This window comes from Staphylococcus sp. FSL W8-1270, assembly GCF_038007165.1.
GTDB lineage: Bacteria > Bacillota > Bacilli > Staphylococcales > Staphylococcaceae > Staphylococcus > Staphylococcus hominis.
Window position 1 is genome coordinate 1 of record NZ_JBBOWQ010000001.1, and the last position, 26,664, is coordinate 26,664.

At 34.0% G+C, this 26,664-nt stretch carries 20 protein-coding genes, 2 tRNA genes, 1 riboswitch and 1 other annotated feature; of the genes, 21 read left to right on the forward strand and 1 reads right to left on the reverse strand.

Annotated elements, in window-relative coordinates; translation table 11 throughout:
* From dnaA to gyrA, 6 genes are all read left to right on the forward strand, one after another.
* Positions 1-1,353, forward strand: a 1,353-nt coding sequence (gene dnaA / locus NSU06_RS00005) for a chromosomal replication initiator protein DnaA (protein WP_002488122.1), incomplete at its 5' end; no start/stop codon positions are given.
* A 289-nt stretch (positions 1,354-1,642) separates the two neighbouring features.
* Complete coding sequence (gene dnaN / locus NSU06_RS00010; protein WP_025987126.1) at positions 1,643-2,776, forward strand: DNA polymerase III subunit beta; 1,134 nt, start codon at positions 1,643-1,645, stop codon at positions 2,774-2,776.
* A 359-nt stretch (positions 2,777-3,135) separates the two neighbouring features.
* Complete coding sequence (yaaA, locus tag NSU06_RS00015) at positions 3,136-3,378, forward strand: S4 domain-containing protein YaaA (protein ID WP_170999996.1); 243 nt, start codon at positions 3,136-3,138, stop codon at positions 3,376-3,378.
* A complete protein-coding gene (gene recF / locus NSU06_RS00020) occupies positions 3,375-4,490 on the forward strand; it encodes a DNA replication/repair protein RecF (protein WP_017175622.1) in 1,116 nt (371 codons plus the stop codon). Before yaaA ends, recF begins: the two co-directional genes overlap by 4 nt.
* Positions 4,491-4,499: 9 nt before the next feature.
* Positions 4,500-6,434 carry a DNA topoisomerase (ATP-hydrolyzing) subunit B gene (gyrB, locus tag NSU06_RS00025; RefSeq protein WP_019834694.1) on the forward strand — a complete coding sequence of 645 codons (1,935 nt, stop codon included), beginning with the start codon at positions 4,500-4,502 and terminating at the stop codon, positions 6,432-6,434.
* 41 nt (positions 6,435-6,475) lie between these two features.
* Positions 6,476-9,139, forward strand: coding sequence for a DNA gyrase subunit A (gene gyrA / locus NSU06_RS00030; RefSeq protein WP_340778939.1), 2,664 nt, complete (start codon positions 6,476-6,478; stop codon positions 9,137-9,139).
* A 48-nt stretch (positions 9,140-9,187) separates the two neighbouring features.
* On the opposite strand, the gene NSU06_RS00035 is transcribed toward gyrA, so the two are convergent.
* Positions 9,188-10,000: an NAD(P)H-hydrate dehydratase gene (locus NSU06_RS00035; protein WP_002488487.1), complete on the reverse strand. Its 813-nt coding sequence runs from the start codon at positions 9,998-10,000 to the stop codon at positions 9,188-9,190.
* 270 nt (positions 10,001-10,270) lie between these two features.
* Positions 10,271-10,474 (forward strand) — a binding site (T-box leader).
* Positions 10,475-10,549: 75 nt separating this feature from the next.
* On the opposite strand from NSU06_RS00035, the gene serS reads away from it, so the two are divergent.
* The 15 genes from serS (at position 10,550) to NSU06_RS00110 (ending at position 26,563) form a co-directional block, all read left to right on the forward strand.
* Positions 10,550-11,833: a serine--tRNA ligase gene (serS, locus tag NSU06_RS00040; RefSeq protein ID WP_077700137.1), complete on the forward strand. Its 1,284-nt coding sequence runs from the start codon at positions 10,550-10,552 to the stop codon at positions 11,831-11,833.
* Positions 11,834-12,119: 286 nt separating this feature from the next.
* The gene (locus NSU06_RS00045; RefSeq protein ID WP_017175619.1) at positions 12,120-12,815 is read left to right on the forward strand and encodes an AzlC family ABC transporter permease; all 696 of its coding nucleotides are present in this window, start codon (positions 12,120-12,122) and stop codon (positions 12,813-12,815) included.
* Positions 12,812-13,141: an AzlD domain-containing protein gene (locus tag NSU06_RS00050; protein ID WP_048680094.1), complete on the forward strand. Its 330-nt coding sequence runs from the start codon at positions 12,812-12,814 to the stop codon at positions 13,139-13,141. The genes NSU06_RS00045 and NSU06_RS00050 overlap by 4 nt, the downstream gene beginning before the upstream one ends.
* 85 nt (positions 13,142-13,226) lie before the next feature.
* Positions 13,227-13,327: riboswitch (SAM riboswitch) on the forward strand.
* 71 nt (positions 13,328-13,398) lie between these two features.
* Positions 13,399-14,367, forward strand: coding sequence for a homoserine O-acetyltransferase MetX (metX, locus tag NSU06_RS00055; RefSeq protein ID WP_017175617.1), 969 nt, complete (start codon positions 13,399-13,401; stop codon positions 14,365-14,367).
* A gap of 89 nt (positions 14,368-14,456) precedes the next feature.
* Positions 14,457-15,368 (forward strand): YybS family protein, encoded by a 912-nt coding sequence (locus tag NSU06_RS00060; RefSeq protein ID WP_049420562.1) that lies wholly within the window; start codon positions 14,457-14,459, stop codon positions 15,366-15,368.
* 27 nt (positions 15,369-15,395) lie between these two features.
* On the forward strand, positions 15,396-17,363 hold the full coding sequence (locus tag NSU06_RS00065; RefSeq protein ID WP_131566595.1) for a DHH family phosphoesterase: 1,968 nt from the start codon (positions 15,396-15,398) through the stop codon (positions 17,361-17,363).
* On the forward strand, positions 17,360-17,806 hold the full coding sequence (rplI, locus tag NSU06_RS00070; RefSeq protein ID WP_002488452.1) for a 50S ribosomal protein L9: 447 nt from the start codon (positions 17,360-17,362) through the stop codon (positions 17,804-17,806). The genes NSU06_RS00065 and rplI overlap by 4 nt, the downstream gene beginning before the upstream one ends.
* Before the next feature lie 108 nt (positions 17,807-17,914).
* Positions 17,915-19,315 (forward strand): replicative DNA helicase, encoded by a 1,401-nt coding sequence (gene dnaB / locus NSU06_RS00075; protein WP_002449507.1) that lies wholly within the window; start codon positions 17,915-17,917, stop codon positions 19,313-19,315.
* 279 nt (positions 19,316-19,594) lie between these two features.
* Positions 19,595-20,878 (forward strand): adenylosuccinate synthase, encoded by a 1,284-nt coding sequence (locus NSU06_RS00080; RefSeq protein ID WP_017175614.1) that lies wholly within the window; start codon positions 19,595-19,597, stop codon positions 20,876-20,878.
* Positions 20,879-21,268: 390 nt separating this feature from the next.
* Positions 21,269-21,343, forward strand: a tRNA-Glu gene (locus NSU06_RS00085).
* Positions 21,344-21,348: 5 nt separating this feature from the next.
* Positions 21,349-21,421: transfer RNA gene (locus NSU06_RS00090), tRNA-Asp, on the forward strand.
* Between the two features lie 488 nt (positions 21,422-21,909).
* Positions 21,910-22,611 (forward strand): response regulator YycF, encoded by a 702-nt coding sequence (yycF, locus tag NSU06_RS00095; protein ID WP_048787705.1) that lies wholly within the window; start codon positions 21,910-21,912, stop codon positions 22,609-22,611.
* 12 nt (positions 22,612-22,623) lie between these two features.
* Positions 22,624-24,450: a cell wall metabolism sensor histidine kinase WalK gene (gene walK, locus NSU06_RS00100; protein ID WP_070672757.1), complete on the forward strand. Its 1,827-nt coding sequence runs from the start codon at positions 22,624-22,626 to the stop codon at positions 24,448-24,450.
* Positions 24,440-25,771: a YycH family regulatory protein gene (locus NSU06_RS00105; RefSeq protein ID WP_242275402.1), complete on the forward strand. Its 1,332-nt coding sequence runs from the start codon at positions 24,440-24,442 to the stop codon at positions 25,769-25,771. The genes walK and NSU06_RS00105 overlap by 11 nt, the downstream gene beginning before the upstream one ends.
* Positions 25,772-26,563 (forward strand): two-component system regulatory protein YycI, encoded by a 792-nt coding sequence (locus tag NSU06_RS00110; RefSeq protein ID WP_242275404.1) that lies wholly within the window; start codon positions 25,772-25,774, stop codon positions 26,561-26,563.
* Positions 26,564-26,664 lie beyond the last annotated feature (101 nt).

Sequence of the window (26,664 nt, forward strand, 5' to 3'; positions counted from 1 at the left end):
ATGTCGGAACAAGAAATTTGGAAAAAGGTATTAGAAGTAGCTGAGTCAGAGATTTCGAAAACAACGTTTAATACGTTTTTAAAAGACACTGAACTTAAAGAAATTCGCGACAATGTTGCTTACATCTTTGTTATTCATGAGTTTTATGCTGATTGGTTAAACTCAAATTATAAAGATGTAATTCAAACAATTATGAAAGACATCATTGGTTATGAAGTTGATCCAAAATTTTACACTGCTGAACAACTCGCTGAACTTGATGAAACGAGTCGTAAACAATCAAATACTGTAAACAAAACGTCTGCCATTGATGATAGCCATGATGATATCGATCAATTTAATACGCATAATACGTTTGATACATTTGTGATTGGTCCTGGCAACCGCTTCCCACATGCAGCAAGCTTAGCTGTAGCTGAAGCACCTGCACAAGCTTATAATCCATTATTTATCTATGGAGGCGTAGGATTAGGGAAAACGCATTTAATGCATGCCATTGGTCATCACGTACTAAGTAATAAACCGAATGCCAAAGTGCTTTATACTTCAAGCGAAAAGTTTACAAATGATTTTATTAAATCCATTCGTAACAATGAACCTGAAGCATTTAGAGAAAAATATAGAAATATCGATGTATTATTAATTGATGATATTCAATTCATTCAAAATAAAGAACAAACACAAGAAGAATTTTTCCACACATTTAATGAATTACATCAAAATAAAAAACAAATTGTTATTTCAAGTGATCGTCCACCTAAAGAAATAGCAAAACTTGAAGATCGCTTACGTTCTCGATTTGAATGGGGTCTCATTGTTGATATCACGCCACCAGATTATGAAACACGTATGGCCATCTTGCAGAAAAAAATCGAAGAAGAGAACTTAGAAATTCCAGCAGAAGCATTGAATTATATTGCAAATCAAATTCAATCAAATATTCGTGAACTTGAAGGAGCTTTAACGCGTTTACTTGCTTATTCAAAATTACAAGGTAAACCGATTACAACAGAACTTGCTGCTGAAGCATTAAAAGATATTATTCAAGTTCCCAAATCTAAAAAAATCTCGATTCAAGATATTCAAAAAGTAGTTGGGCATTATTACAATGTACGCATCGAAGATTTTAGTGCTAAGAAAAGAACAAAGTCGATTGCATATCCACGACAAATCGCAATGTATCTATCTAGAGAATTAACTGATTTTTCATTACCAAAAATTGGTGAGGAATTTGGAGGACGCGATCATACTACAGTTATTCACGCACACGAAAAAATTTCGAATGATATTAAGGCGGATCCAATTTTCAAACAAGAAGTCGAAGATTTAGAAAAAGAAATACGTAAACAGTAATAGGAAATATGAATCTGTTATATAACAGCATTGCTAAAATATGACATTCAATATCAAAGATGATTGTGCTTCTAAATAATTTTATAAATATAGCAAGAATCTAGAAAAGGTTAAATTGTGGATAATGTGAAGAAGTAATACACATCATTAACAACTTATCCACATGTGTATAACTTTGATATAAAAGGCGTTTCATGAGATATCCACTAATCCACAAGCCCTACTACTATTACTATGATTTTAAAACCTATATAATTTAAGTATAAACGACTGGAAGGAGTTTAAATTAATAATGGAATTTACAATAAAAAGAGATTACTTTATCACACAATTGAATGATACATTAAAGGCAATCTCACCAAGAACAACTTTACCAATTTTAACAGGTATCAAAATTGATGCTAAAGATAATAATGTTATTTTAACTGGTTCTGATTCAGAAATTTCAATTGAAATCACGATTCCTAAACAAGTAGATGGAGAAGATATTGTTGATATTACTGAAACTGGATCAGTGGTTCTTCCTGGTCGTTTCTTTGTTGACATCATTAAAAAATTACCAGGCAAAGATGTTAAATTATCAACAAATGAACAGTTTCAAACCCTTATCACATCAGGACATTCAGAATTTAATTTAAGTGGTTTAGATCCTGAACAATATCCATTATTACCGCAAGTATCACGTGATGATGCAATTCAATTATCTGTAAAAGTACTTAAAAACATTATTGCGCAAACAAACTTTGCAGTGTCCACCTCAGAAACACGCCCAGTTTTAACTGGTGTGAACTGGCTTATACAAGATAATGAATTAATATGCACTGCTACGGATTCACACCGCTTGGCTGTAAGAAAATTAAAGCTTGAAGATGAATCGGAAAATAAAAATGTTATTATTCCAGGTAAAGCATTATCTGAATTAAATAAAATTATGAGTGATAATGATGAAGACATCGATATCTTCTTTGCATCTAATCAAGTATTGTTCAAGGTCGGTAACGTAAACTTTATTTCACGTTTATTAGAAGGTCATTATCCTGATACAACACGTCTTTTCCCTGAAAACTATGAAATCAAATTAGGATTAGATAACGGAGAATTCTATCATGCGATAGATCGTGCGTCATTACTTGCACGTGAAGGCGGAAATAACGTAATTAAATTAAGTACTGGAAATGAGGTTGTAGAATTATCATCTACATCACCAGAAATCGGTACAGTAAAAGAAGAAGTTACAGCAACTGATGTTGAAGGTGGCAATTTGAAAATTTCATTCAACTCAAAATATATGATGGACGCATTAAAAGCAATTGATAATGATGAAGTTGAAGTAGAATTCTTTGGTACGATGAAACCATTTATCTTAAAACCAAAAGCAGATGATTCAGTCACTCAACTCATTTTACCAATCAGAACATACTAGTCATTAAAGATTAATTAAAAAGTTAAAGTAGAACAGAGTTCTTATTGAATTACTGTTCTACTTTTTTATTGATTAAAACAGTAATTTTAAACTATCTCAGAGGTTCATAGTGAAGCTAAATTTAGTAAAACGTGGTTTTTATCTACAACTCATTATATTCGCTGAAATAGGCCTTAAAATTAAAAATTGAGATATTGTCTCTGATTATTTTTGTCATAATTTCAAAAAATCATCTATTTTTTACATAACAATTTAAAATAACAAAAACTTATTTAAAAGTAAACGGTTTCACACTTCATTTTAAATGAAATTTATTCCTAAAAAAGGTATAATATAGTAATGATATATAAAGAAATGGAGTGATTATTTTGGTTCAAGAAGTAATAGTTGAAGGCGAGATTACGTTAGGTCAATTTCTTAAAACAGAAGGTATCATCGAATCAGGTGGACAAGCAAAATGGTTCTTACAAGATTACGATGTTTTATTAAATGGCGAACGTGAAACACGTCGTGGAAAAAAGCTAGCTGACCAAGATCGTATCGACTTCCCTGATATTCCAGATATCGATTCATTTATTATTATTCATCAAGGTGAGCAATGAAGCTTAAAACACTCCAATTAGAAAACTATCGTAACTATGAAGCGGTTACGTTAAATTGTCATCCTGAAGTGAATATTCTTATTGGAGAAAATGCACAGGGAAAGACAAATTTACTTGAATCAATTTACGTCCTTGCTTTAGCTAAAAGTCACCGAACCTCCAATGACAAGGAACTTATACGGTTTAACTCTGAGTATGCTAAAATAGAGGGTGAGCTAAGTTATAGACACGGAACCATGCCATTAACGATGTATATAACTAAAAAAGGTAAACAAGTTAAAGTGAACCACTTGGAACAAAGTCGACTAACACAGTATGTTGGACATCTAAATGTGGTTCTTTTTGCACCTGAAGACTTAAATATTGTTAAAGGTTCTCCTCAAATTAGAAGACGATTTATAGATATGGAATTAGGGCAAATTTCTGCAGTATATCTCAACGATTTAGCTCAATATCAACGTATTCTCAAACAAAAAAATAATTATCTTAAGCAGTTACAACTTGGTCAAAAAACAGATAAAACGATGCTAGAGGTTTTAAATCAACAATTTGCACAATATGCGCTTAATGTCACTTTAAGACGTGAGCAATTTATTGAAGAATTAGAGGCTTTAGCACAGCCTATCCACGCTGGTATTACGAACCAACGTGAAACATTATCTCTAAAATATTTACCAAGTATTAAACTTAGCGATACAAGTAAAAATAAGAGTGAATTATTAGATGAAGTCATCACGTTATTGAATGAATATCAACAACGTGAAATGGATAGAGCAGTATGTTTATACGGTCCACATAGAGATGACTTAGGATTTAATGTGAATGACATGGATGCTCAAACCTATGGATCTCAAGGTCAACAAAGAACAACCGCTTTATCAATTAAACTAGCAGAAATAGAATTAATGAACATTGAAGTCGGAGAATATCCGATTTTATTATTAGACGATGTCTTAAGTGAACTTGATGATTCTCGTCAGACGCATTTACTCAGTACAATTCAACATAAAGTACAAACCTTCGTAACAACTACATCGGTAGACGGTATTGATCATGAAATCATGAATAATGCGAAACTTTACCGAATTAATCAAGGTGAAATTATTAAGTAATAGAAAGTGATGGTGAATACATTGTCAGATGTAAACAACACAGATAATTATGGTGCTGGACAAATACAGGTATTAGAAGGACTTGAAGCGGTACGTAAACGCCCTGGTATGTATATTGGCTCAACTTCAGAAAGAGGTTTGCATCATTTGGTATGGGAAATCGTTGATAACAGTATTGACGAAGCGCTAGCTGGATATGCTAATCAAATTGAAGTAGTGATTGAGAATGACAACTGGATTAAAGTGACTGACAATGGTCGTGGTATTCCTGTCGATATTCAAGAAAAAATGGGACGTCCCGCAGTAGAAGTTATTCTTACTGTACTTCATGCCGGAGGTAAATTCGGTGGTGGCGGATACAAAGTATCTGGTGGACTACATGGTGTAGGTTCATCTGTAGTAAATGCGTTATCACAAGATTTAGAAGTGTATGTACACCGTAATGAAACAATTTATCATCAAGCATACAAAAAAGGCGTGCCTCAATTTGATCTTAAAGAAATAGGTAGTACGGATAAAACAGGTACAGTGATTCGCTTTAAAGCAGATAGTGAAATCTTTTCAGAAACAACAGTTTATAATTATGAAACACTTCAAAAACGTATTAGAGAATTAGCATTCTTAAATAAAGGTATTTCAATTACACTAAGAGACGAACGTGAAGATGAAGAACAACGTGAAGACACGTATCATTATGAAGGTGGTATTAAATCTTACGTTGAATTACTGAACGAAAATAAAGAACCTATTCATGACGAACCTATTTATATTCATCAGTCAAAAGATGATATCGAAGTAGAAATTGCAATACAATACAATAGCGGTTATGCTACAAACTTATTATCCTATGCGAATAATATCCACACATATGAAGGTGGTACACATGAAGATGGCTTTAAACGTGCACTTACACGTGTCTTAAACAGTTATGGGACTCAAAGTAAGATTATTAAAGATGATAAAGAACGTCTTTCAGGTGAAGATACACGTGAAGGTTTAACAGCAGTTGTCTCTATAAAACATGGTAATCCACAATTCGAAGGTCAAACGAAGACGAAATTAGGTAACTCTGAAGTACGTCAAATCGTTGATCGATTATTTTCAGAACACTTTGAACGCTTTTTATATGAGAATCCAAATGTTGCAAGAATCATTGTTGAAAAAGGAATCATGGCGTCAAGAGCACGTGTAGCAGCTAAAAAAGCGCGTGAAGTGACACGTCGTAAATCAGCATTAGAAATTTCAAGTTTACCTGGTAAACTGGCAGACTGTTCAAGTAAAAATCCTGATGAAAGTGAAATTTTCTTAGTTGAGGGTGACTCTGCCGGGGGGTCTACAAAAGAAGGTCGTGACTCAAAAACACAAGCGATTTTACCGTTGAGAGGTAAAATATTAAATGTGGAAAAAGCACGTTTAGATCGTATTTTAAATAACAATGAAATCCGTCAAATGATTACAGCATTTGGTACAGGCATAGGTGGCGAATTTGATATTTCTAAAGCCCGTTATCATAAGATTGTTATCATGACAGATGCTGATGTAGATGGTGCGCATATTCGTACATTATTACTTACATTCTTCTACAGATTTATGCGTCCATTAATTGAGGCTGGGTATGTATACATCGCTCAACCACCATTGTATAAGCTAACACAAGGTAAACAAAAATATTACGTCTTTAACGATCGTGAATTGGATAAATTAAAAGCTGAACTAAATCCTACTCCAAAATGGCAAATTTCTCGTTACAAAGGTTTAGGTGAAATGAATGCCGATCAATTATGGGAAACAACAATGAATCCTGAAAATCGTATGATGTTACAAGTAAAACTTGAAGATGCAGTAGAAGCGGATCAAACATTTGAAATGTTAATGGGTGACGTTGTTGAAAATCGTAGACAATTTATCGAAGATAATGCAGTTTATGCTAATTTAGATTTCTAATTTAACTTAATGTGAACTGACTATAAAAGGAGGATATCTTGATGGCTGATTCTCTACCACAATCAAGAATTAATGAAAGAAATATAACCAACGAAATGCGCGAATCATTTTTAGACTATGCGATGAGCGTTATCGTTTCACGTGCATTACCAGATGTACGTGATGGTTTAAAACCTGTACATCGTCGTATTTTATATGGTCTAAATGAACAAGGAATGACTCCAGACAAACCTTATAAAAAATCAGCACGTATTGTTGGGGACGTTATGGGGAAATATCATCCACACGGCGACTCTTCAATTTATGATGCTATGGTAAGAATGGCACAAACCTTTAGCTATCGTTATCCTCTTGTTGATGGTCAAGGTAACTTTGGTTCAATGGATGGTGACGGTGCTGCGGCAATGCGTTATACCGAAGCAAAAATGACCAAAATCACATTAGAACTGTTACGTGATATCAATAAAGATACTATTGATTTCTTAGATAACTATGATGGTACAGAAAGAGAGCCCGAAGTCTTACCTTCTCGTTTCCCTAACCTTTTAGTGAATGGTGCTTCAGGTATTGCGGTTGGTATGGCTACAAATATTCCACCACACAATTTAACAGAAGTCATTGACGGAGTCTTACGTTTAAGTCAAAATCCTGATATCACAATCTCAGAATTGATGGAAGATATTCAAGGTCCTGATTTTCCAACTTCTGGCTTAATTTTAGGTAAAAGTGGCATTAGACGTGCCTATGAAACTGGTCGTGGATCAATTCAAATGCGTGCACGTGCATCAATAGAAGAACGTGGCGGTGGTCGTCAGCGTATTGTTGTGACTGAAATTCCATATCAAGTGAATAAAGCAAGAATGATTGAGAAAATTGCAGAATTAGCGCGTGAGAAAAGAATTGAAGGTATCACAGATCTTCGTGACGAAACAAGTTTACGTACAGGGGTAAGAGTTGTTATTGATGTACGTAAAGATGCCAATGCAAATGTTATTTTAAATAATTTATATAAACATACACCATTACAAACATCATTTGGTGTAAATATGATTGCCCTTGTGAATGGTCGACCTAAATTAATTAACTTAAAAGAAGCGCTTGTTGAATATTTAGAACATCAAAAAACAGTTGTACGTCGTCGTACAGAATACAATTTGAAAAAAGCGAAAGATCGTGCACATATCTTAGAAGGTTTAAGAATTGCGCTGGATCATATTGATGAAATTATTTCTATTATTCGTGAGTCTGACACAGATAAAGTGGCGATGGAAACATTGCAAGAACGTTTTAAATTGTCTGAACGTCAAGCTCAAGCCATTTTAGATATGCGTTTACGTCGTTTAACTGGGTTGGAGCGCGATAAAATTGAAAATGAGTATAATGAATTATTAAGTTATATTGCAGAATTAGAAGAGATTTTAGCAAATGAAGATGTATTACTTCAACTTGTTCGTGATGAGCTTACAGAAATTAAAGAACGTTTCGGTGACGAACGTCGTACTGAAATTCAATTGGGTGGTTTAGATCACTTAGAAGATGAAGACTTAATCCCTGAAGAACAAATTGTCATCACTTTAAGTCATAACAACTATATTAAACGTTTACCTGTATCTACATATCGTTCACAAAACAGAGGTGGACGAGGTGTACAAGGTATGAATACCTTAGAAGAAGACTTTGTCAGTCAACTTGTAACATTAAGTACACATGATAATGTTTTATTCTTTACGAATAAAGGCCGTGTTTATAAGTTGAAAGGATACGAAGTACCTGAATTATCTCGTCAATCTAAAGGTATTCCAGTCATTAATGCGATTGAGCTTGAAAATGATGAAGTGATTAGTACGATGATTGCCGTAAGAGATTTAGAAGATGAGAACAGTTTCTTAGTCTTTGCTACTAAAAAAGGTATTGTTAAACGTTCTGCATTAAGTAACTTCTCTCATATTAATAAGAATGGTAAAATTGCGATTGGCTTTAAAGAAGATGATGAATTAATCGCAGTTCGTCTTACTGATGGTAAACAAGATATTTTACTTGGTACAGCACATGCCTCATTAATTCGATTCCCTGAAAATAGTTTACGCCCACTAGGTCGTACAGCTTCAGGTGTGAGAGGTATTTCTCTAAGAGAAAATGACGTAGTCGTAGGTTTAGACGTAGCCTATGCTGAAAGTGAAGATGAAGTTCTAGTCGTTACTGAAAAAGGTTATGGTAAACGAACACCTGTAAGTGAATATCGTTTATCTAATCGTGGCGGTAAAGGTATAAAAACAGCTAAAATTACAGAACGTAATGGTAATGTTGTATGTATTACAACGGTAAGCGGTCAAGAAGATTTAATGATTGTAACAGATGGTGGTATTATTATTCGTCTACAAGTTGAAGATATTTCTCAAAATGGCCGTGCCACACAAGGTGTGCGATTAATGAAATTAGGCGATAATCAAGCCGTATCAACCGTTGCGAAAGTCATTGATAAAACTGAAGATGAAGCTGCAACTGAAGTGGCACAACAAACAGAAAATGTGAGTGCCCAAACTACAGAAAGCGCAAATGAACAAGTGATAGATGATACGACACCTGGTAACGCTTTGCATACTGAATCTGATGAAGATGATGAAGATGATGAACGCATCGAAGTAAGACAAGATTTCATGGATCGTGTAAATGAAGATATTGAGAATGATTCAGATCAGAATTAAATATAAAAATAAGACTTCCCACATATAGGGAAGTCTTATTTTTATTATTTATCGTTCTAATTCTTTCATTACATAAGGAATTTGATTAATTAATTTTGAAGGGGGCACAACGTACATTTTTTCAGAAAGTTTTTCACCAATATAACTGTGAATATAAGTTGCGCTCGTAACGGCATCTTGTAAGCTATCAAATTGACCTACAAAACTTGTAATCATACCAGCTAATGTATCACCCATACCACCTGTAGCCATTGCAGGTGTGCCAATTGGTAATTTGTATTCTTTATCTTTAAAGAAGATTTCTGTACCGTGTTTTTTTAGTACTACAGTAGCACCTAATTTATCCACAGCTTCTCTATTTCTTTCATACGTTTGTTCTTCAATAGGAATACCACTTAGACGTTCCCATTCTTTTTGATGTGGTGTAAAGATAACACGACATGTAGGAATATCAGGTTTAAGTTTACAAAATATTGTAATTGCATCACCATCTACAATTAAGTTTTGGTGGGGTTGAATATTTTGTAGTAAGAAAGTAATCGCATTATTTCCTTTAAAATCAACGCCAAGACCTGGTCCAATTAAAATACTATCTGTATTCTCAATCATTTTTGTTAACATTTTAGTATCATTAATATCTATTACCATTGCTTCAGGACAACGTGAATGAATGGCTGCATGATTAGTAGGATGTGTGGCTACAGTAATTAAACCACTTCCACTAAAAAGACATGCACGGGCAGCTAACATGATTGCTCCGCCTAAATTTGCACTACCACCAATTAAAAGAATTTTTCCATAATCACCTTTATGCGTTTCGTCATTACGTTTAGGAATTGTCACATTAGTTAATGTTTCCATATGATGAATCCTCCCTATTTAGATTCGAAAGTCATAACTTCTATATATTAAATCAATGAAATGATGAGTTATTAAGACAAGCGAAAATATCATGTGCATTTTAAATACAATAGAAAATATTATACCTGCTTAAGCGTTTCGTCAACACTATTTTAAATAAATTTATAAATGCTAAAATTGACAGAATTTTAACGTATGTAGTTTGTTATATTTGGTTGAGGTAACTGCTTGAAAATTATATATGACTTTGCTATATTAAAATTAACTTAATAAAGTATTGTTCGTAGGCTAAGTAACATAAGGGTATTAATTTCAGAGAGCTTGTGGTTAGTGTAAACAAGTAATTAATTTTTATGCGAATCTACCTACTTATATTGAACAATCGGTTTTAACCGTTATCGATAGTGGAGTGCAATTTAGTTTATTTAATTAAATTGTTAAATAGGGTGGCAACGCGTAGACCACGTCCCTTGTATGGGGACGTGGTCTTTTTTTATTTTAAATCGCTATGGTCACTCAATATAAATTTTTTGGAAGGATGAATATTATATGTTAGACATCAAGCAATTCAGAGACGAAACGGACAAAGTTAAGAGCAAAATTGAATTACGAGGAGATGATTCAAAGGTTGTTGATGAAGTATTAGAATTAGATAATCAACGTCGTGATTTAATTGGTAAAACAGAAGAAATGAAAGCACGTCGTAACAAAGTAAGTGATCAAATCGCTGAAAAAAAACGTAATAAAGAAGATGCAGATGACGTCATTAAAGAAATGCGTGAATTAGGCGATGAAATTAAAGAAAATGATGCAAAATTAAATGAAGTAGATAACAAAATTCGTGATATCTTAATTCGTATTCCAAACTTAATTGCAGATGACGTACCACAAGGTGCTGACGACACTGAAAATGTTGAATTAAAAAAATGGGGTACGCCTCGTGAATTTGATTTTGAACCAAAAGCGCACTGGGATTTAGTAGAAGAATTAAAAATGGCTGATTTCGAACGTGCTGCAAAAGTATCAGGTGCGCGCTTCGTTTATTTAACTAAAGATGGTGCTTTATTAGAACGTGCATTAATGAACTATATGTTAACAAAACATACAACACAACATGGTTATACAGAAATGATGACACCTCAATTGGTAAATGCAGATACAATGTTTGGTACAGGCCAATTACCTAAATTTGAAGAAGATTTATTCAAAGTTGAAAAAGAAGGCTTATATACAATTCCAACTGCAGAAGTGCCATTAACAAACTTCTATAGAAATGAAATTATCCAACCGGATGTGTTACCAGAAAAATTCACTGGTCAAACTGCATGTTTCCGTAGTGAAGCGGGATCAGCTGGTAGAGATACAAGAGGTTTAATTCGTTTACATCAATTCGATAAAGTTGAAATGGTACGTTTTGAAAAACCTGAAGATTCTTGGGATGCATTAGAAGATATGACTCAAAATGCCGAAGCAATTTTAGAAGAATTAAAATTACCATATCGTCGCGTGATCTTATGTACTGGAGATATTGGTTTCAGCGCAAGTAAAACATATGACTTAGAAGTATGGTTACCAAGTTACAATGACTACAAAGAAATTAGTTCTTGCTCAAACTGTACTGATTTCCAAGCTCGTCGTGCTAACATTCGTTTCAAACGTGATGCTTCTTCTAAACCAGAATTAGTACACACATTAAATGGTAGTGGACTTGCAGTAGGTCGTACATTTGCAGCTATCGTAGAAAACTACCAAAACGAAGATGGTTCAATTACAATTCCAGAAGCACTTGTACCATTTATGGGCGGCAAAACAGAAATTCGTCCAGTCAACTAATCATTAAATAGAATTCAACTCATAAAGTGATAGAGTGACATAGTCCTCTATCGCTTTATTTATTTTTATATTAAATAAGACTGCCCTGAGAAAGGTAAATTTAAAAATATCGAAAATTTCTGATATTTTTAAAACATTGAAGTATCAATATTTCTAAACGCCCTTCTCTCTAACCTCACTCAAACGGACGTCTAAAGATATTGAAGCGTCTATTAGATTATATTAGACTAAATTTAATTAAAATATATAGTCAATTTGAAAATACATATATAAAGGGGGAGCTAACATGACGTCACATGTAACATTTCAACAAGGAGTCAAAGAATGTATTCCAACACTACTAGGATACATCGGTATAGGACTATCATTTGGCATTGTGGCAGCTTCTCAGGATTTTAGTGTTCTAGAAATTCTTCTGTTATGTTTATTGGTTTATGCAGGCGCAGCACAATTTATTATTTGTGCTTTAGTTATTACTGGTACACCTATATCAGCAATCGTGTTAACAACGTTAATTGTGAATTCCCGCTTCTTTTTATTGTCTATGACATTATCACCTAATTATAAAGATTATGGTATATGGAATCGTTTAGCTTTGTCTTCTCTTCTTACTGACGAGACCTTTGGGGTTGCTATAACGCCACACTTAAAAGGGGAAACAATTAATGACCGATGGTTACATGGATTAAATATTACTGCTTATTCATTTTGGGCAATCGCTTGTGTGTTAGGAGCAGTCTTTGGGAAATACATCTCTCATCCTGAAATGTTAGGATTAGACTTTGCGATTACAGCTATGTTTATTTTCTTGGCTATGGCTCAATTTGAAACGATTACACGTTCCAAAATAAGTATATATATCGTATTAATTGCGTTCGTTATTGTAATGATGTTCATTTTAAGTTGGTTGATGCCCTCTTATGTGGCCATTCTTGTTACATCAATTTGTGCTGCAACACTTGGGGTGGTGATGGATCGATGACGATAACTGGACATATGCTTTTACTCATCGTTTTATGTGGATTAGTGACATTAATTGTACGTGTCGTACCTTTTTTAATGATTTCACGTATTCAACTGTCAGAAACAGTCATCAAATGGCTGTCGTTTATTCCAATTTCATTATTCACTGCGTTAGTTATTGATAGTTTTATCGTTCAACATAAAGGCATGCAGGGCTTTGAATTAAATATTCCATTCATTGTAGCAACCATTCCTACAGTCATTATCGCAATTGTGACGCGTAGTCTAACCATCACTATTATTGTAGGTATTATATTCATTGCAGGTATACGATGGTTCTTTTAACCCATTTATTTACTGCGCATTGAAGTTAACTAGACAATTGTATTAAAATAAATTTAAATTAAACAATGCAATCAATATATAGATACTCTTATTTTGAGAAGTAGAGGGAATTGGCCCTATGAAGCTTCAGCAACCGACAAATCATTGTACGGTGCTACAACCAACGAGATACTCGAATGATAAGTACTAAAGTATTATCGCTTCACACTTTTAAAATTAAGAGTAGAAGCGATTTTTTTATTCTAAGGAGGCATAGCATGACAAATTATACAGTAGATACATTACATTTAGGTGCTTTTACAACAGAATCAGGTGAAACAATTGAGAATCTAAAATTGCGTTATGAGCACGTAGGTTATTCGGGACAACCGCTTGTTGTGGTTTGTCATGCTCTGACTGGTAATCATTTAACTTATGGTACAGATGAACATCCTGGATGGTGGCGTGAAATCATTGATGGTGGTTATATGCCAATCTATGATTATCAGTTTCTTACTTTTAATGTTATTGGAAGTCCTTTTGGTTCAAGCTCCCCATTAAACGATGCTCATTTTCCTAAAACAATAACATTAAGAGATATAGTTAAGGCAATTGAATTGGGAATAAAGGCCCTTGGATTTACTAAAATCGATATTTTAATTGGTGGCAGTTTAGGTGGCATGCAAGTGATGGAATTATTATATAATCATCAATTCGAAGTAGATAAGGCAGTCATCTTAGCAGCTACAGATAAAACCTCTTCATACAGTCGTGCTTTCAATGAAATTGCACGTGAAGCGATTCATATTGGAGGTAAAGAGGGACTTAGTATTGCAAGACAACTTGGATTCTTAACCTATCGTTCTTCAAAAAGTTATGACGCGCGTTTCACACCAGATGAAGTAGTCAATTATCAACGTTATCAAGGTAATAAGTTTAAAGAATCCTACGATTTATCGTGTTACTTAACGATGTTGAATGTCTTAGATAGTCATCATCTTGATCGTCAGCGCGATGATGTGGATGAGGTCTTCCAATCTTTAAATACAAAAGTACTAACTATGGGCTTTACAGATGATTTGTTATATCCAGATGATCAAGTCAGAGCAGTAGGAGAACGTTTTAAATATCATCGTCACTTTTTTGTTCCAGACAACGTAGGCCATGATGGTTTTTTACTTAATTTTAATGACTGGGCGCCTAACTTGTATCATTTTTTAAAAGTTTCGAAATTCAAACGAAAATAATAGATAAGAGAACAGTTAACACATTTGTTTAATTTGAATATAGAGGTTAAAATAGACGTTATAGTCAAAAAAGTATAGGAGTGGCGAATGTGTTTTCAAAAGTACATCCTAAAGCAATGATTATAGGAACTATCGTGCTTGTAGCAGTTGCTTTAGTTACGTATGTATTGCCAATAATTGGTCTGATTCTATGTTTATTCGCTACCATTCCAGGGATTATCATGTGGCATAAATCAATTGCTACATTTGGAATTGGAGCTTTACTCACTGTAGTCATCACGACCTTATTAGGGAATACCTTTGTATTAAGTGCCATGATTCTAGTTTTATTACTAAGTTTTGTAATTGGCCAATTATTAAAAGAACGTACATCTAAAGAACGCATCTTATATATTACAACAATGTATATAAGTATTGTGACGTTAATTGCATTTATGTTATTACAAGCGTTCAAAAAGATTCCAAATACCGAAGTATTGATTAAACCAGCAAAAGACGCAATGAACAATGCGATTGTAAATTCAGGCGTTGAATCAGATTATAAGATCATCTTAGAAGAAGGATTTCGTCAAATGGCTGTTCAACTTCCAAGTTACATCATTATTATGGTCTTTCTTTTAGTTTTAATTAATATCATCATTACATTTCCAATTTTACGCAAATTCAAAGTAGCAACACCTATGTTTAGACCTTTATTTGCTTGGCAGATGAATCGCACATTATTATGGATTTACATGATTGTGCTAGTATGTGTGATGTTTGCGATGAAACCAAGTATATTCCAAAGTATCGTATTGAATTTCGAAGTTGTGTTATCATTATTAATGTATATCCAAGGATTGAGTTTGATTCATTTCTTTGGAAAGGCCAAACGATTACCTGATGCGGTATCTATATTATTAATGGTCGTGGGGACAGTGATTTCACCCTTTACGCATATCGTATCATTACTTGGCGTACTTGATTTAGGAATTAACTTAAAACGAATGATTAAAAAATGACTTTAAAAAGTGAATAGAGGTGGAAGAATGAACCGTCAATCCACTAAAAAAGCATTGCTTATTCCTTACATTTTGATGGTGCTTACGGCAATTGCAATTGTTATTGTAGGGTTTATATTTAAACCTTTAATTGCAACGTTTACGGCGATTGCTTTAACCATTATGATCGTCATTAGTGCGGTATTGATTAAACAAGCATTATCAAAAATGGATCATTATGTGGATAATCTGAGTGGTCATATTTCAGCAGGAAGTAATAAAGCAATTAAACGCATGCCAATTGGTTTAGTTGTGATTGATGCTGACGATCACATCGAATGGATCAACCAATATATGTCTGAACATCTAGAAACGAATGTCATCTCAGAACCAGTCAATGAAGTTTTTCCGAATATTCTTAAGCAACTTGAAAGAATACAAGAAATAGAAATCGAACATGGTCAGTACCATTATCATGTGCGTTATTCTGAAGAAGAACGTTGTTTATATTTCTTCGATATTACAGAAGAAGTACATACAAATGAATTATATGAAGAATCAAAGCCTATCATTGCAACGTTGTTTTTAGATAACTACGATGAAATTACACAAAATATGAATGACACACAACGTTCTGAAATCAACTCAATGGTGACACGTATTATTAGTCGATGGGCAACTGAATATAACATTTATTTTAAACGTTATAGTTCAGATCAATTCGTAGCGTATTTAAACCAAAAAATCTTAGCAGAAATAGAAGATTCTAATTTTGATATTCTAAGTCAGTTACGTGAAAAAAGTGTAGGCTATCGTGCACAATTGACATTAAGTATTGGTGTTGGTGAAGGTACCGAAGATTTAATTGAACTTGGTGAATTATCTCAATCAGGACTTGATTTAGCCTTAGGTCGTGGAGGAGACCAAGTTGCAATTAAAAACATGAATGGTAATGTCCGCTTTTACGGAGGTAAGACTGACCCGATGGAAAAACGAACACGTGTTAGAGCACGTGTTATCTCTCACGCATTGAAAGATATCTTAACTGAAGGCGACAAAGTGATTATTATGGGACATAAACGTCCCGACTTAGATGCGGTTGGCGCAGCTATTGGAGTATCTCGATTTGCGTCAATGAATAATTTAGAAGCATATGTGGTACTTAATGAAGAAGATATCGATCCAACATTAAGTCGTGTGATGGAAGAAATTGATAAAAAACCTGAATTGAAAGAACGATTTGTGACATCTGATGAGGCTTGGGATATGATGACGTCAAAAACAACGGTTGTTGTGGTAGACACACATAAACCTGAAATGGTATTAGATGAAAATATTTTAAATAAAGCGAATCGTAAAGTAGTCATTGATCATCATAGACGTGGAGAAAGCTTTATTTCAAATCCATTACTCGTTTATATGGAACCTTATGCAAGTTCAACTGCAGAACTTGTCACAGAGTTATTAGAATATCAGCCAACAGAACAACGTTTATCACGTTTAGAATCTACAATTATGTATGCAGGTATTATTGTTGATACACGTAATTTTACATTACGAACAGGTTCAAGAACGTTTGATGCGGCAAGTTATTTACGTGCGCATGGTGCCGATACAATCTTAACGCAACAATTCCTTAAAGATGATGTTGATACGTATATTAATCGTTCTGAATTGATACGTACAGTTGAAGTTCAAGATCACGGTGTCGCGATTGCTCACGGTTCTAATGATAAAATCTATCATCCTGTAACAGTTGCACAAGCTGCGGATGAATTGTTAAGTTTAGAAGGCATTGAAGCTTCTTACGTTGTAGCGAAACGTGAAGATAATCTTATTGGTATTTCAGCACGTTCATTAGGCGGTATTAATGTTCAATTAACAATGGAAGCCTTAGGTGGCGGAGGTCACTTAACAAATGCTGCAACGCAAATAAAAGGTGTCACTATAGAAGAAGCAATCGAGCAATTACAACAAGCAATTACTGAACAAATGAGTAGGAGTGAAGATACATGAAAGTAATATTTACACAAGATGTTAAAGGTAAAGGTAAAAAAGGTGAAGTTAAAGACGTGCCAGTAGGTTACGCAAATAACTTTTTATTAAAAAATAAATATGCTGTTGAAGCAACACCAGGTAATTTAAAACAATTAGAACAACAAAATAGACGTGCTGAAGCGGATAGACAACAAGAAATCGATGATGCTAAAGCATTAAAAGCAAAATTAGAAGATATCGAAGTTGAAGTAAGTGCTAAAACTGGTGAAGGCGGTAAATTGTTTGGTTCTATTAGTACAAAACAAATTGCTGACGCATTAAAAAATCAACACGATATTAAAATTGATAAACGTAAAATGGATTTACCACACGGTATTCACGCGTTAGGTTATACTAATGTACCTGTTAAATTAGACAAAGAAGTTGAAGGTACAATTCGCGTACACACTGTAGAAAAATAAAAAGATTTAGGACAAATAGGTAGTCCATTCTTTTAAAAGCAATTCATAGAAAGATATAATGTTGCACTAGCATGTCGAAAATTTTAAGATAGATGGGTGTAATGATTGATGGATAATATGTATGATCAAAGACAAATGCCCCATAACAATGAAGCTGAACAGTCTGTCTTAGGTGCAATTATTTTAGATCCAGAATTAATAGGTTCGACTCAGGAGGTATTACTTCCTGAGTCGTTTTATAGAGGTGCACACCAACATATCTTTAGAGCAATGATGAACTTAAACGAAGATGCTCATGAGATTGATGTAGTCACGTTAATGGAACAATTAACGAAAGAAGGTACATTAAGTGAGGCTGGTGGCCCTCAATATTTAGCTGAATTATCGAATAATGTACCGACGACACGTAATATTGAATACTATAGAAATATAGTTGCTAATCTTGCGCTTAAACGTCGATTAATTCAAACAGCTGATAGCATTGCGAATGATGGGTATAATAATGAGCTTGAATTAGATGCTATTTTAAGTGATGCTGAAAAACGTATTCTTGAACTCTCAGCAAACCGTCAAAGTGATGGATTTAAAGATATTAGAGATGTCTTAGGTCAAGTATATGAGACTGCAGAGGAACTTGATCAAAATAGTGGGCAAACGCCGGGTATTCCTACTGGATACCGCGATTTAGACCAGATGACTGCGGGCTTTAATAGAAATGATTTAATTATTTTAGCAGCCCGTCCTTCTGTAGGTAAGACTGCCTTCGCACTTAATATCGCTCAAAAAGTAGCTACTCATGAAGATAACTATACAGTAGGTATTTTCTCACTTGAAATGGGTGCTGATCAACTTGCGACACGTATGATTTGTAGTTCAGGAAATGTAGATTCTAACCGTTTAAGAACAGGGACAATGACAGAAGAAGACTGGAATCGATTTACGATTGCAGTAGGTAAATTATCGAGAACAAAGATTTTTATTGATGATACACCAGGAATTCGTATTACAGATTTACGATCAAAGTGTCGTCGTCTTAAACAAGAACATGGTCTTGATATGATTGTCATTGACTATCTACAACTTATTCAAGGGAGTGGCTCACGCTTTTCAGATAATAGACAACAAGAAGTCTCTGAAATCTCACGTACGTTAAAAGCCATCGCTCGTGAATTAGAATGTCCCGTTATCGCACTGAGTCAGTTATCTCGTGGCGTAGAACAACGTCAAGATAAACGACCAATGATGAGTGATATTCGTGAATCAGGATCAATTGAGCAAGACGCAGATATTGTTGCGTTCTTGTATCGTGATGATTATTATAATCGAGGCGATGGTGAAGAAGATGACGATAGTACGCAGTTCGAACCTCAATCCAATGACGATAATGGTGAGATTGAAATTATTATTGCCAAACAACGTAACGGCCCGACAGGCACAGTGAAGTTACACTTTATGAAACAATATAATAAATTTACAGACATTGATTATGCACATGCAGACATGTCATAAAAATATTTTTTACCGTACATTATTATTATTTTTAATATAAATGTACGGTTTTTATTTTGTTTTTAAAAAGGGAAGTTAAGTGAAGTATGTGTATTAAACATTTGTAAAACTGACTTGAAATACTGGTAAATTAACAATTTTAAAGGTTTTTTAATAAAAAATACGTATTTATTTGACTGATGTGAATGCTATTTTTAATGTTCGATTTTTATTTGCATTATATGAAACGTATTGATAGAATACTTAGTGGTTAATTGAGAAAACTTTGGAGGTGCTCACATGTCATCAATCGTAGTAGTTGGGACACAATGGGGAGACGAAGGTAAAGGTAAAATTACAGATTTCTTAGCAGAACAAGCAGATGTGATTGCGCGTTTTTCAGGTGGTAATAACGCAGGTCATACTATTCAGTTTGGTGGAGAAACATATAAATTACATTTAGTACCATCAGGTATTTTTTATAAAGATAAATTAGCAGTGATTGGTAATGGAGTGGTTGTAGATCCTGTTGCATTATTAAAAGAATTAGACGGTTTAAATGAACGTGGTATTTCTACAGATAATCTACGTATTTCAAACCGTGCGCAAGTCATCTTACCGTATCACTTAGCACAAGATGAATATGAAGAACGTCGTCGCGGCGATAATAAAATCGGTACAACGAAAAAAGGTATCGGACCAGCTTACGTAGATAAAGCACAACGTATTGGTATTCGTATGGCTGATCTATTAGAAAAAGATACATTTGAAAGACGTTTAAAAGAAAATATTGAGATTAAAAATGCATATTTCAAAGGGATGTTTAATGAAACTTGCCCACACTTTGATGAAATGTTCGATGAATACTATGCCGCTGGTCAACGTTTAAAAGAATTCGTTACAGATACAGCTAAAATTTTGGATGACGCTTTCGTAGCTGATGAAAAAGTTTTATTTGAAGGTGCACAAGGCGTTATGTTAGATATCGACCATGGTACATATCCTTTCGTAACGTCAAGTAATCCTGTTGCAGGTAACGTGACAGTAGGAACTGGCGTGGGTCCAACCTTCGTATCTAAAGTGATTGGTGTATGTAAATCTTATACATCTCGTGTAGGTGATGGTCCATTCCCTACTGAATTATTCGATGAAGATGGTCATCATATTAGAGAAGTAGGTCGTGAATATGGAACGACAACAGGACGTCCTCGTCGTGTAGGTTGGTTCGACTCAGTTGTATTACGTCACTCTCGTCGTGTAAGTGGTATTACAGACTTATCTATTAACTCAATTGACGTTTTAACAGGTTTAGATACAGTTAAAATCTGTACAGCATATGAGTTAGATGGTGAAACAATCACAGAATATCCAGCAAACTTAGATCAATTACGTCGTTGTAAACCCATCTTCGAAGAATTACCTGGTTGGACAGAAGACATTACAGGTTGTCGTACATTAGAAGAATTACCTGAAAACGCACGTAAATACTTAGAACGTATTTCTGAATTATGTGGCGTTCATATTTCAATCTTCTCTGTAGGCCCTGACCGTGAGCAAACAAACCTATTAGAAAAATTATGGTAAGAAAAGCGTATAGATCTAGAGCAATAACATGCTAAGAGCGAAAATCGGTTTTTGATTTTAGAGATTAGCATATGATGGATGAGAGAATTACGTTTCGAATCTCGTTAATAATAAAGCATTTAATGGTATACATCTAACGTTGTTAAAGTGACTCACTTTAGCAACGTTTTTTATATATAAAATAAGATAATGATAACCGTATCATTTAAATTTGAATATGAATTAATAATGTAAAAGTAAAGAAAAAAAGTATATTGTTATGTAATCTATCTTCAAAACAACTCTTTTTTTCTAAAAATTAAGGAATTATAAAAAAATATTAAAATTATGTAAAAAAGTTCTTGTCTTTAAAATAAAAGCTATGCTATAATCTATCTTGTGCTTAAGAACGGCTCCTTGGTCAAGCGGTTAAGACACCGCCCTTTCACGGCGGTAACACGGGTTCGAGTCCCGTAGGAGTCACCATTTTAGGTCTCGTAGTGTAGCGGTTAACACGCCTGCCTGTCACGCAGGAGATCGCGGGTTCGATTCCCGTCGAGACCGTATTGCTTATCCAAAAGGGTAGGCATTTTTTTTATGCTTTTTTAATATTGCGTCTTTATTTTTATAAATGTATAGATGTTATCATGAGTAAAACGATGTGTGTATTACAAATAGGTGACGTCGCAATATATTTTTAATATTTCTCTCTTTTTTTATACATCTTTTATATATCACTCTTAATTTTCAACGATTATCCTCTATCATCATTTTGTAACATTGTACCGTTTCAGTCTTCCTACGACTTTTGTCCAATATTCAAGGCGCTCAACTTATTTGTAATATAAAACGAGAGTGGTAAACTTTAAATTAATGTTATTCTATAATTTTAAATATGAAAATAGAATTAAGTGAATATTAATGTTAAATTATATAGTAGATAAACGTGCGTTAAGACGTAAGATAGCGCCATATAATACAGTTAATGTTTTACTCAAAATATAATAAACATTAAGGTTTAAACTACAATTTGAGAAATGAGGTTTATAGATATGGCTAGAAAAGTTGTTGTAGTTGATGATGAAAAGCCAATTGCGGATATTTTAGAATTTAATTTAAAAAAAGAAGGCTATGAAGTTCATTGCGCTTATGATGGTAATGATGCAGTCGATTTAATTTATGAAGAAGAGCCAGACATCGTATTGTTAGACATTATGTTACCTGGTCGTGATGGTATGGAAGTATGTCGTGAAGTACGTAAAAAATACGAAATGCCAATTATTATGTTAACAGCGAAAGACTCAGAAATTGATAAAGTATTGGGCCTTGAATTAGGCGCTGATGATTATGTGACGAAACCATTTAGTACACGTGAATTAATTGCACGTGTGAAAGCAAACTTAAGACGTCACTATTCTCAACCTGCGCAAGAATCAGAAGGTACAACGAATGAAATTGCGATTAAAGATATCGTGGTTTATCCCGATGCCTATTCAATTAAAAAACGTGGTGAGGATATTGAATTAACACATCGTGAATTTGAATTATTCCACTATCTTTCAAAACATATGGGTCAAGTTATGACACGTGAACACTTACTACAAACGGTTTGGGGCTACGATTATTTTGGAGACGTGCGTACAGTGGATGTAACCATTCGTCGTTTAAGAGAAAAAATTGAAGACGATCCATCTCATCCAGAATATATTGTGACACGTCGAGGCGTTGGATACTTCCTCCAACAACATGATTAGGAGTTGCAAACGATGAAGTGGCTGAAACAACTCCAATCCCTTCACACAAAACTCGTTATTGTTTATGTCTTACTGATTATTATTGGAATGCAGATTATTGGTCTGTATTTCACTAATAGTTTAGAAAAAGAATTAACAAATAATTTCATGAAGAATATTAAACAATATGCGACACAACTCGAAGTCAATATTGAGCGTATTTATAAAGACAATCCTTCAAATGCACAAAAGGAAGTTCAATCGCTACTGAATGAATACGCTAACCGACAAGAGATTGAAGAAATCCGCTTTATTGATAAAGACCAAATTATAATGGCTACAGCGAAGTTATCATCACATAGCTTAATTAATCAAAAAGTGAATGATAATTCTGTTCAAAAAGCAATCTCTCTTGGCGAAGCAAATAGTCATAATGTCTTAAAAGACTATGGTAATGGTAAAGAACGGATTTGGATTTACAACTTACCAGTTAAGAATAGTAATGATGTGATCGGTAATATTTACATAGAGTCAAATATTAATGATGTATATAACCAGCTTAACAATATTAACCAAATCTTTATTATTGGTACGGCTATTTCCTTATTTATCACGGTCATACTCGGTTTCTTTATTGCGCGAACGATTACGCGACCGATTACAGATATGCGTAATCAAACAGTTGAAATGTCGAAAGGGAATTATACACAGCGTGTTAAGATTTATGGCAATGACGAAATTGGTGAACTTGCGCTTGCGTTTAATAATCTTTCTAAACGTGTACAAGAAGCCCAAGCGAATACAGAAAGTGAAAAACGTCGACTCGATTCTGTCATCACACATATGAGTGATGGTATCATTGCGACGGATCGACGTGGTCGTATTCGCATTGTGAATGATATGGCGATTAAAATGTTAGGTATGGCGAAAGAAGACCTCATTGGTTATTACATGCTAAATGTTTTAAAAATAGAAGGCGATTTTTCATTAGAAGAAATTCAAGAGAATAATGATAGTATCTTAATTGATATGAACGAAGAAGAAGGTATTATTGCACGTGTCAACTTTAGCACGATTGTACAAGATACAGGATTTGTTAATGGTTATATCGCCGTATTACACGATGTTACAGAGCAACAACAAGTAGAACGTGAACGTCGCGAATTCGTTGCCAATGTATCACACGAATTACGTACGCCATTAACATCAATGAACAGTTATATTGAAGCACTTGAAGAAGGCGCTTGGAAGGATGAAAATCTTGCGCCATCGTTCCTTTCAGTCACACGTGAAGAAACAGAACGTATGATTCGACTGGTAAATGACTTACTTCAATTATCTAAAATGGATAATGAGACAGAACAAATTACAAAAGAAATTGTCGACTTTAATATGTTTATTAATAAAATTATTAATCGACATGAAATGGCAGCGAAAGATACAACGTTTGTACGTGAAATTCCAAATGAAACGATTTTCACAGAAATAGATCCAGATAAGATGACACAAGTATTTGATAACGTCATTACGAATGCGATGAAATATTCTCGTGGAGATAAACGTGTCGAGTTCCACGTGAAACAAAATGCACTTTATAATCGAATGACCATTCGTATTAAAGATAATGGCATCGGTATTCCAATTAATAAAGTAGATAAAATCTTTGATCGCTTCTACCGCGTAGATAAAGCACGTACACGTAAAATGGGTGGTACGGGTCTTGGACTGGCCATTTCAAAAGAAATTGTCGAAGCACATAATGGTCGTATCTGGGCAAACAGTGTTGAAGGACAAGGAACATCGATATTTATTACACTTCCATGTGAAGTGATAGACGACGGTGATTGGGATGAACAGTAAGGAACATATTAAATCAGTTATCCTTTTTCTTTTAGTCATGATGAGTATTGTCCTTACGTATATGATTTGGAACTTTACTCCAGATTTAAATAATTTAGACAGCGCGGATAGTAAAAAAAATAACACTAAAACCATTGGTAAACCTTTAGCAGCAAAGATGGACACAGTGATTTCACCTTATCAAGTTGTGTCAGTTAAAGGAGATAAAGTAAAAGGATTGACACCATCAAGATCTCAACTCGCTCAAGTTATTGATCCACTCAAGAATCATGAAGTGAGTAAAGTAGAATTGATGCAAAAAGGATATAACTTGCAAACTCCGATATTAGACCATGATTTTGTCGTGTTGGATTTTACGTATGATATGCCATTAACAACCTATTTAGGTCAAGTACTTAATAACTCTGCTAAAATTCCTAAACATTTTAGTTTTAATCGGATTTTAATTGATAAAAATCCTAAGGGTGATTTAGAATTATATGCGCTGAGTAAACATCATCAACAAGTCATGAAAGTGACGATAGATGCTAAGGCAACACCATTTACTAAAACCATTCATCATTTAGAAAAAGATATGGAAACCTATTCGGAAGTGATTACGAATAAGACGACGATTGATAAAGCAACGCATATTTTTGCGCCGAAACATCCAAAAGACCTACGCTCATATCGTATGGTATATGATACGATTTCAGTCGAAACGATGAACTCAATTTTATTTGATGATTCTGTCATTATTCGAAGCGGAAAAAGTGGTTCAACCACATATAATAATAATACTGGCGTCGCAAACTATAATGATGACAGTAAAAAGTACCATTATAAAAACTTATCGGAAGATGAATCAGGTTCGAAAGATATGGATACCTCCATCCCAAGTACATTCGAATATATTAATAATCATGGTGGTTTCTTTAACGATGATTTCCGTCTGTTCGATACGGATAATATGTCAGGAGAATTAACCTATCAATTATTCCTCAATGGACATCCTACGTTTAATGACCAGCAGTTAAATGAAATTAACGTGACTTGGGGAGAAAAAGGAATTTATGACTATAAACGTGCCCTTCTACGTTCAAGCGTGCCTTTAGAAGGTGCAACGACATCACTAGATAGTTTGGAAACTGTGCGTGCGTCACTTGCGAACAATCATAACATTGATTTTGAAAAAATATCGAATATTATCGTTGGCTACAAAGAAGATGATAAGCCAGATAAAGATGACATCGAAGTACAACGCAATAGTGAGTTTATTCCAACGTGGTATGTTGAGTATGATGGTGAATGGTATGTATATCAGGATGGGAGGCTTGAATAAATGAACTGGAAACTAACCAAAACATTGTTTATTTTCGTGTTTGTTCTAGTCAATATCTTTCTCATTCTGATTTATATTAATAAGGTGACTAAATCGCAAATTAATGAAACTGAAAGTGATAATGAAGTAAACTTCCAGCAAGAAGAGATTAAAGTATCGACAGATGTATTAAATAAAGATGTAAGTGGTACGAAGATGCAAATGATTACTGCTACTTCTAAAAACTTTAAATCATACGCTGAAAATAAATCTTCATTAGAAACAAGTGATTCTGGTTTCACATTAAGCGGTGATGTAGACAATACTGTAAATGTAAGTGATCGTAATCTTAGTGATTTAAAAGATTACATTATCAATCATATTTATAATGGTAAGGTCTATCAACTTGGCGATATTAATTCAAATACAGTTACCTATGAACAAACATATGATGGATACCCATTGCTTAATAACAATAAAGCACGCCTTCGTTTTAATATAGACGATGGTAAAGCGACAATGTATAAACAAACATTAATGAGTAAAATTGAACCTGCAAAAGGTGACAATAATCCTAAGAAGCAAGTCATTACACCGCGTAAAGCAATTGAAAGCTTGTATTTCAATCGTTACTTAAAAGCTGGCGATGAAGTATTAGATGCAAGATTAGGATATTACTCAGTAGTAAGAGAAACCAATGTTCAATTACTACAAGCAAACTGGGAAATCAAAGTGAAACATAAAGGTAAAGAAGAAACGAAAAAATATTATGTTGAAGCCACTTCAGTCAATCCTAAAGTGATTGATAACTAGAAAAGGGATTCATTTTAAATAGAGCAAAATGGCGTTCGAATTTGACCGTTGTTTTGCTCTTACATATTTAATATAAACAGAGAATTGGAATTTCTAGTTAC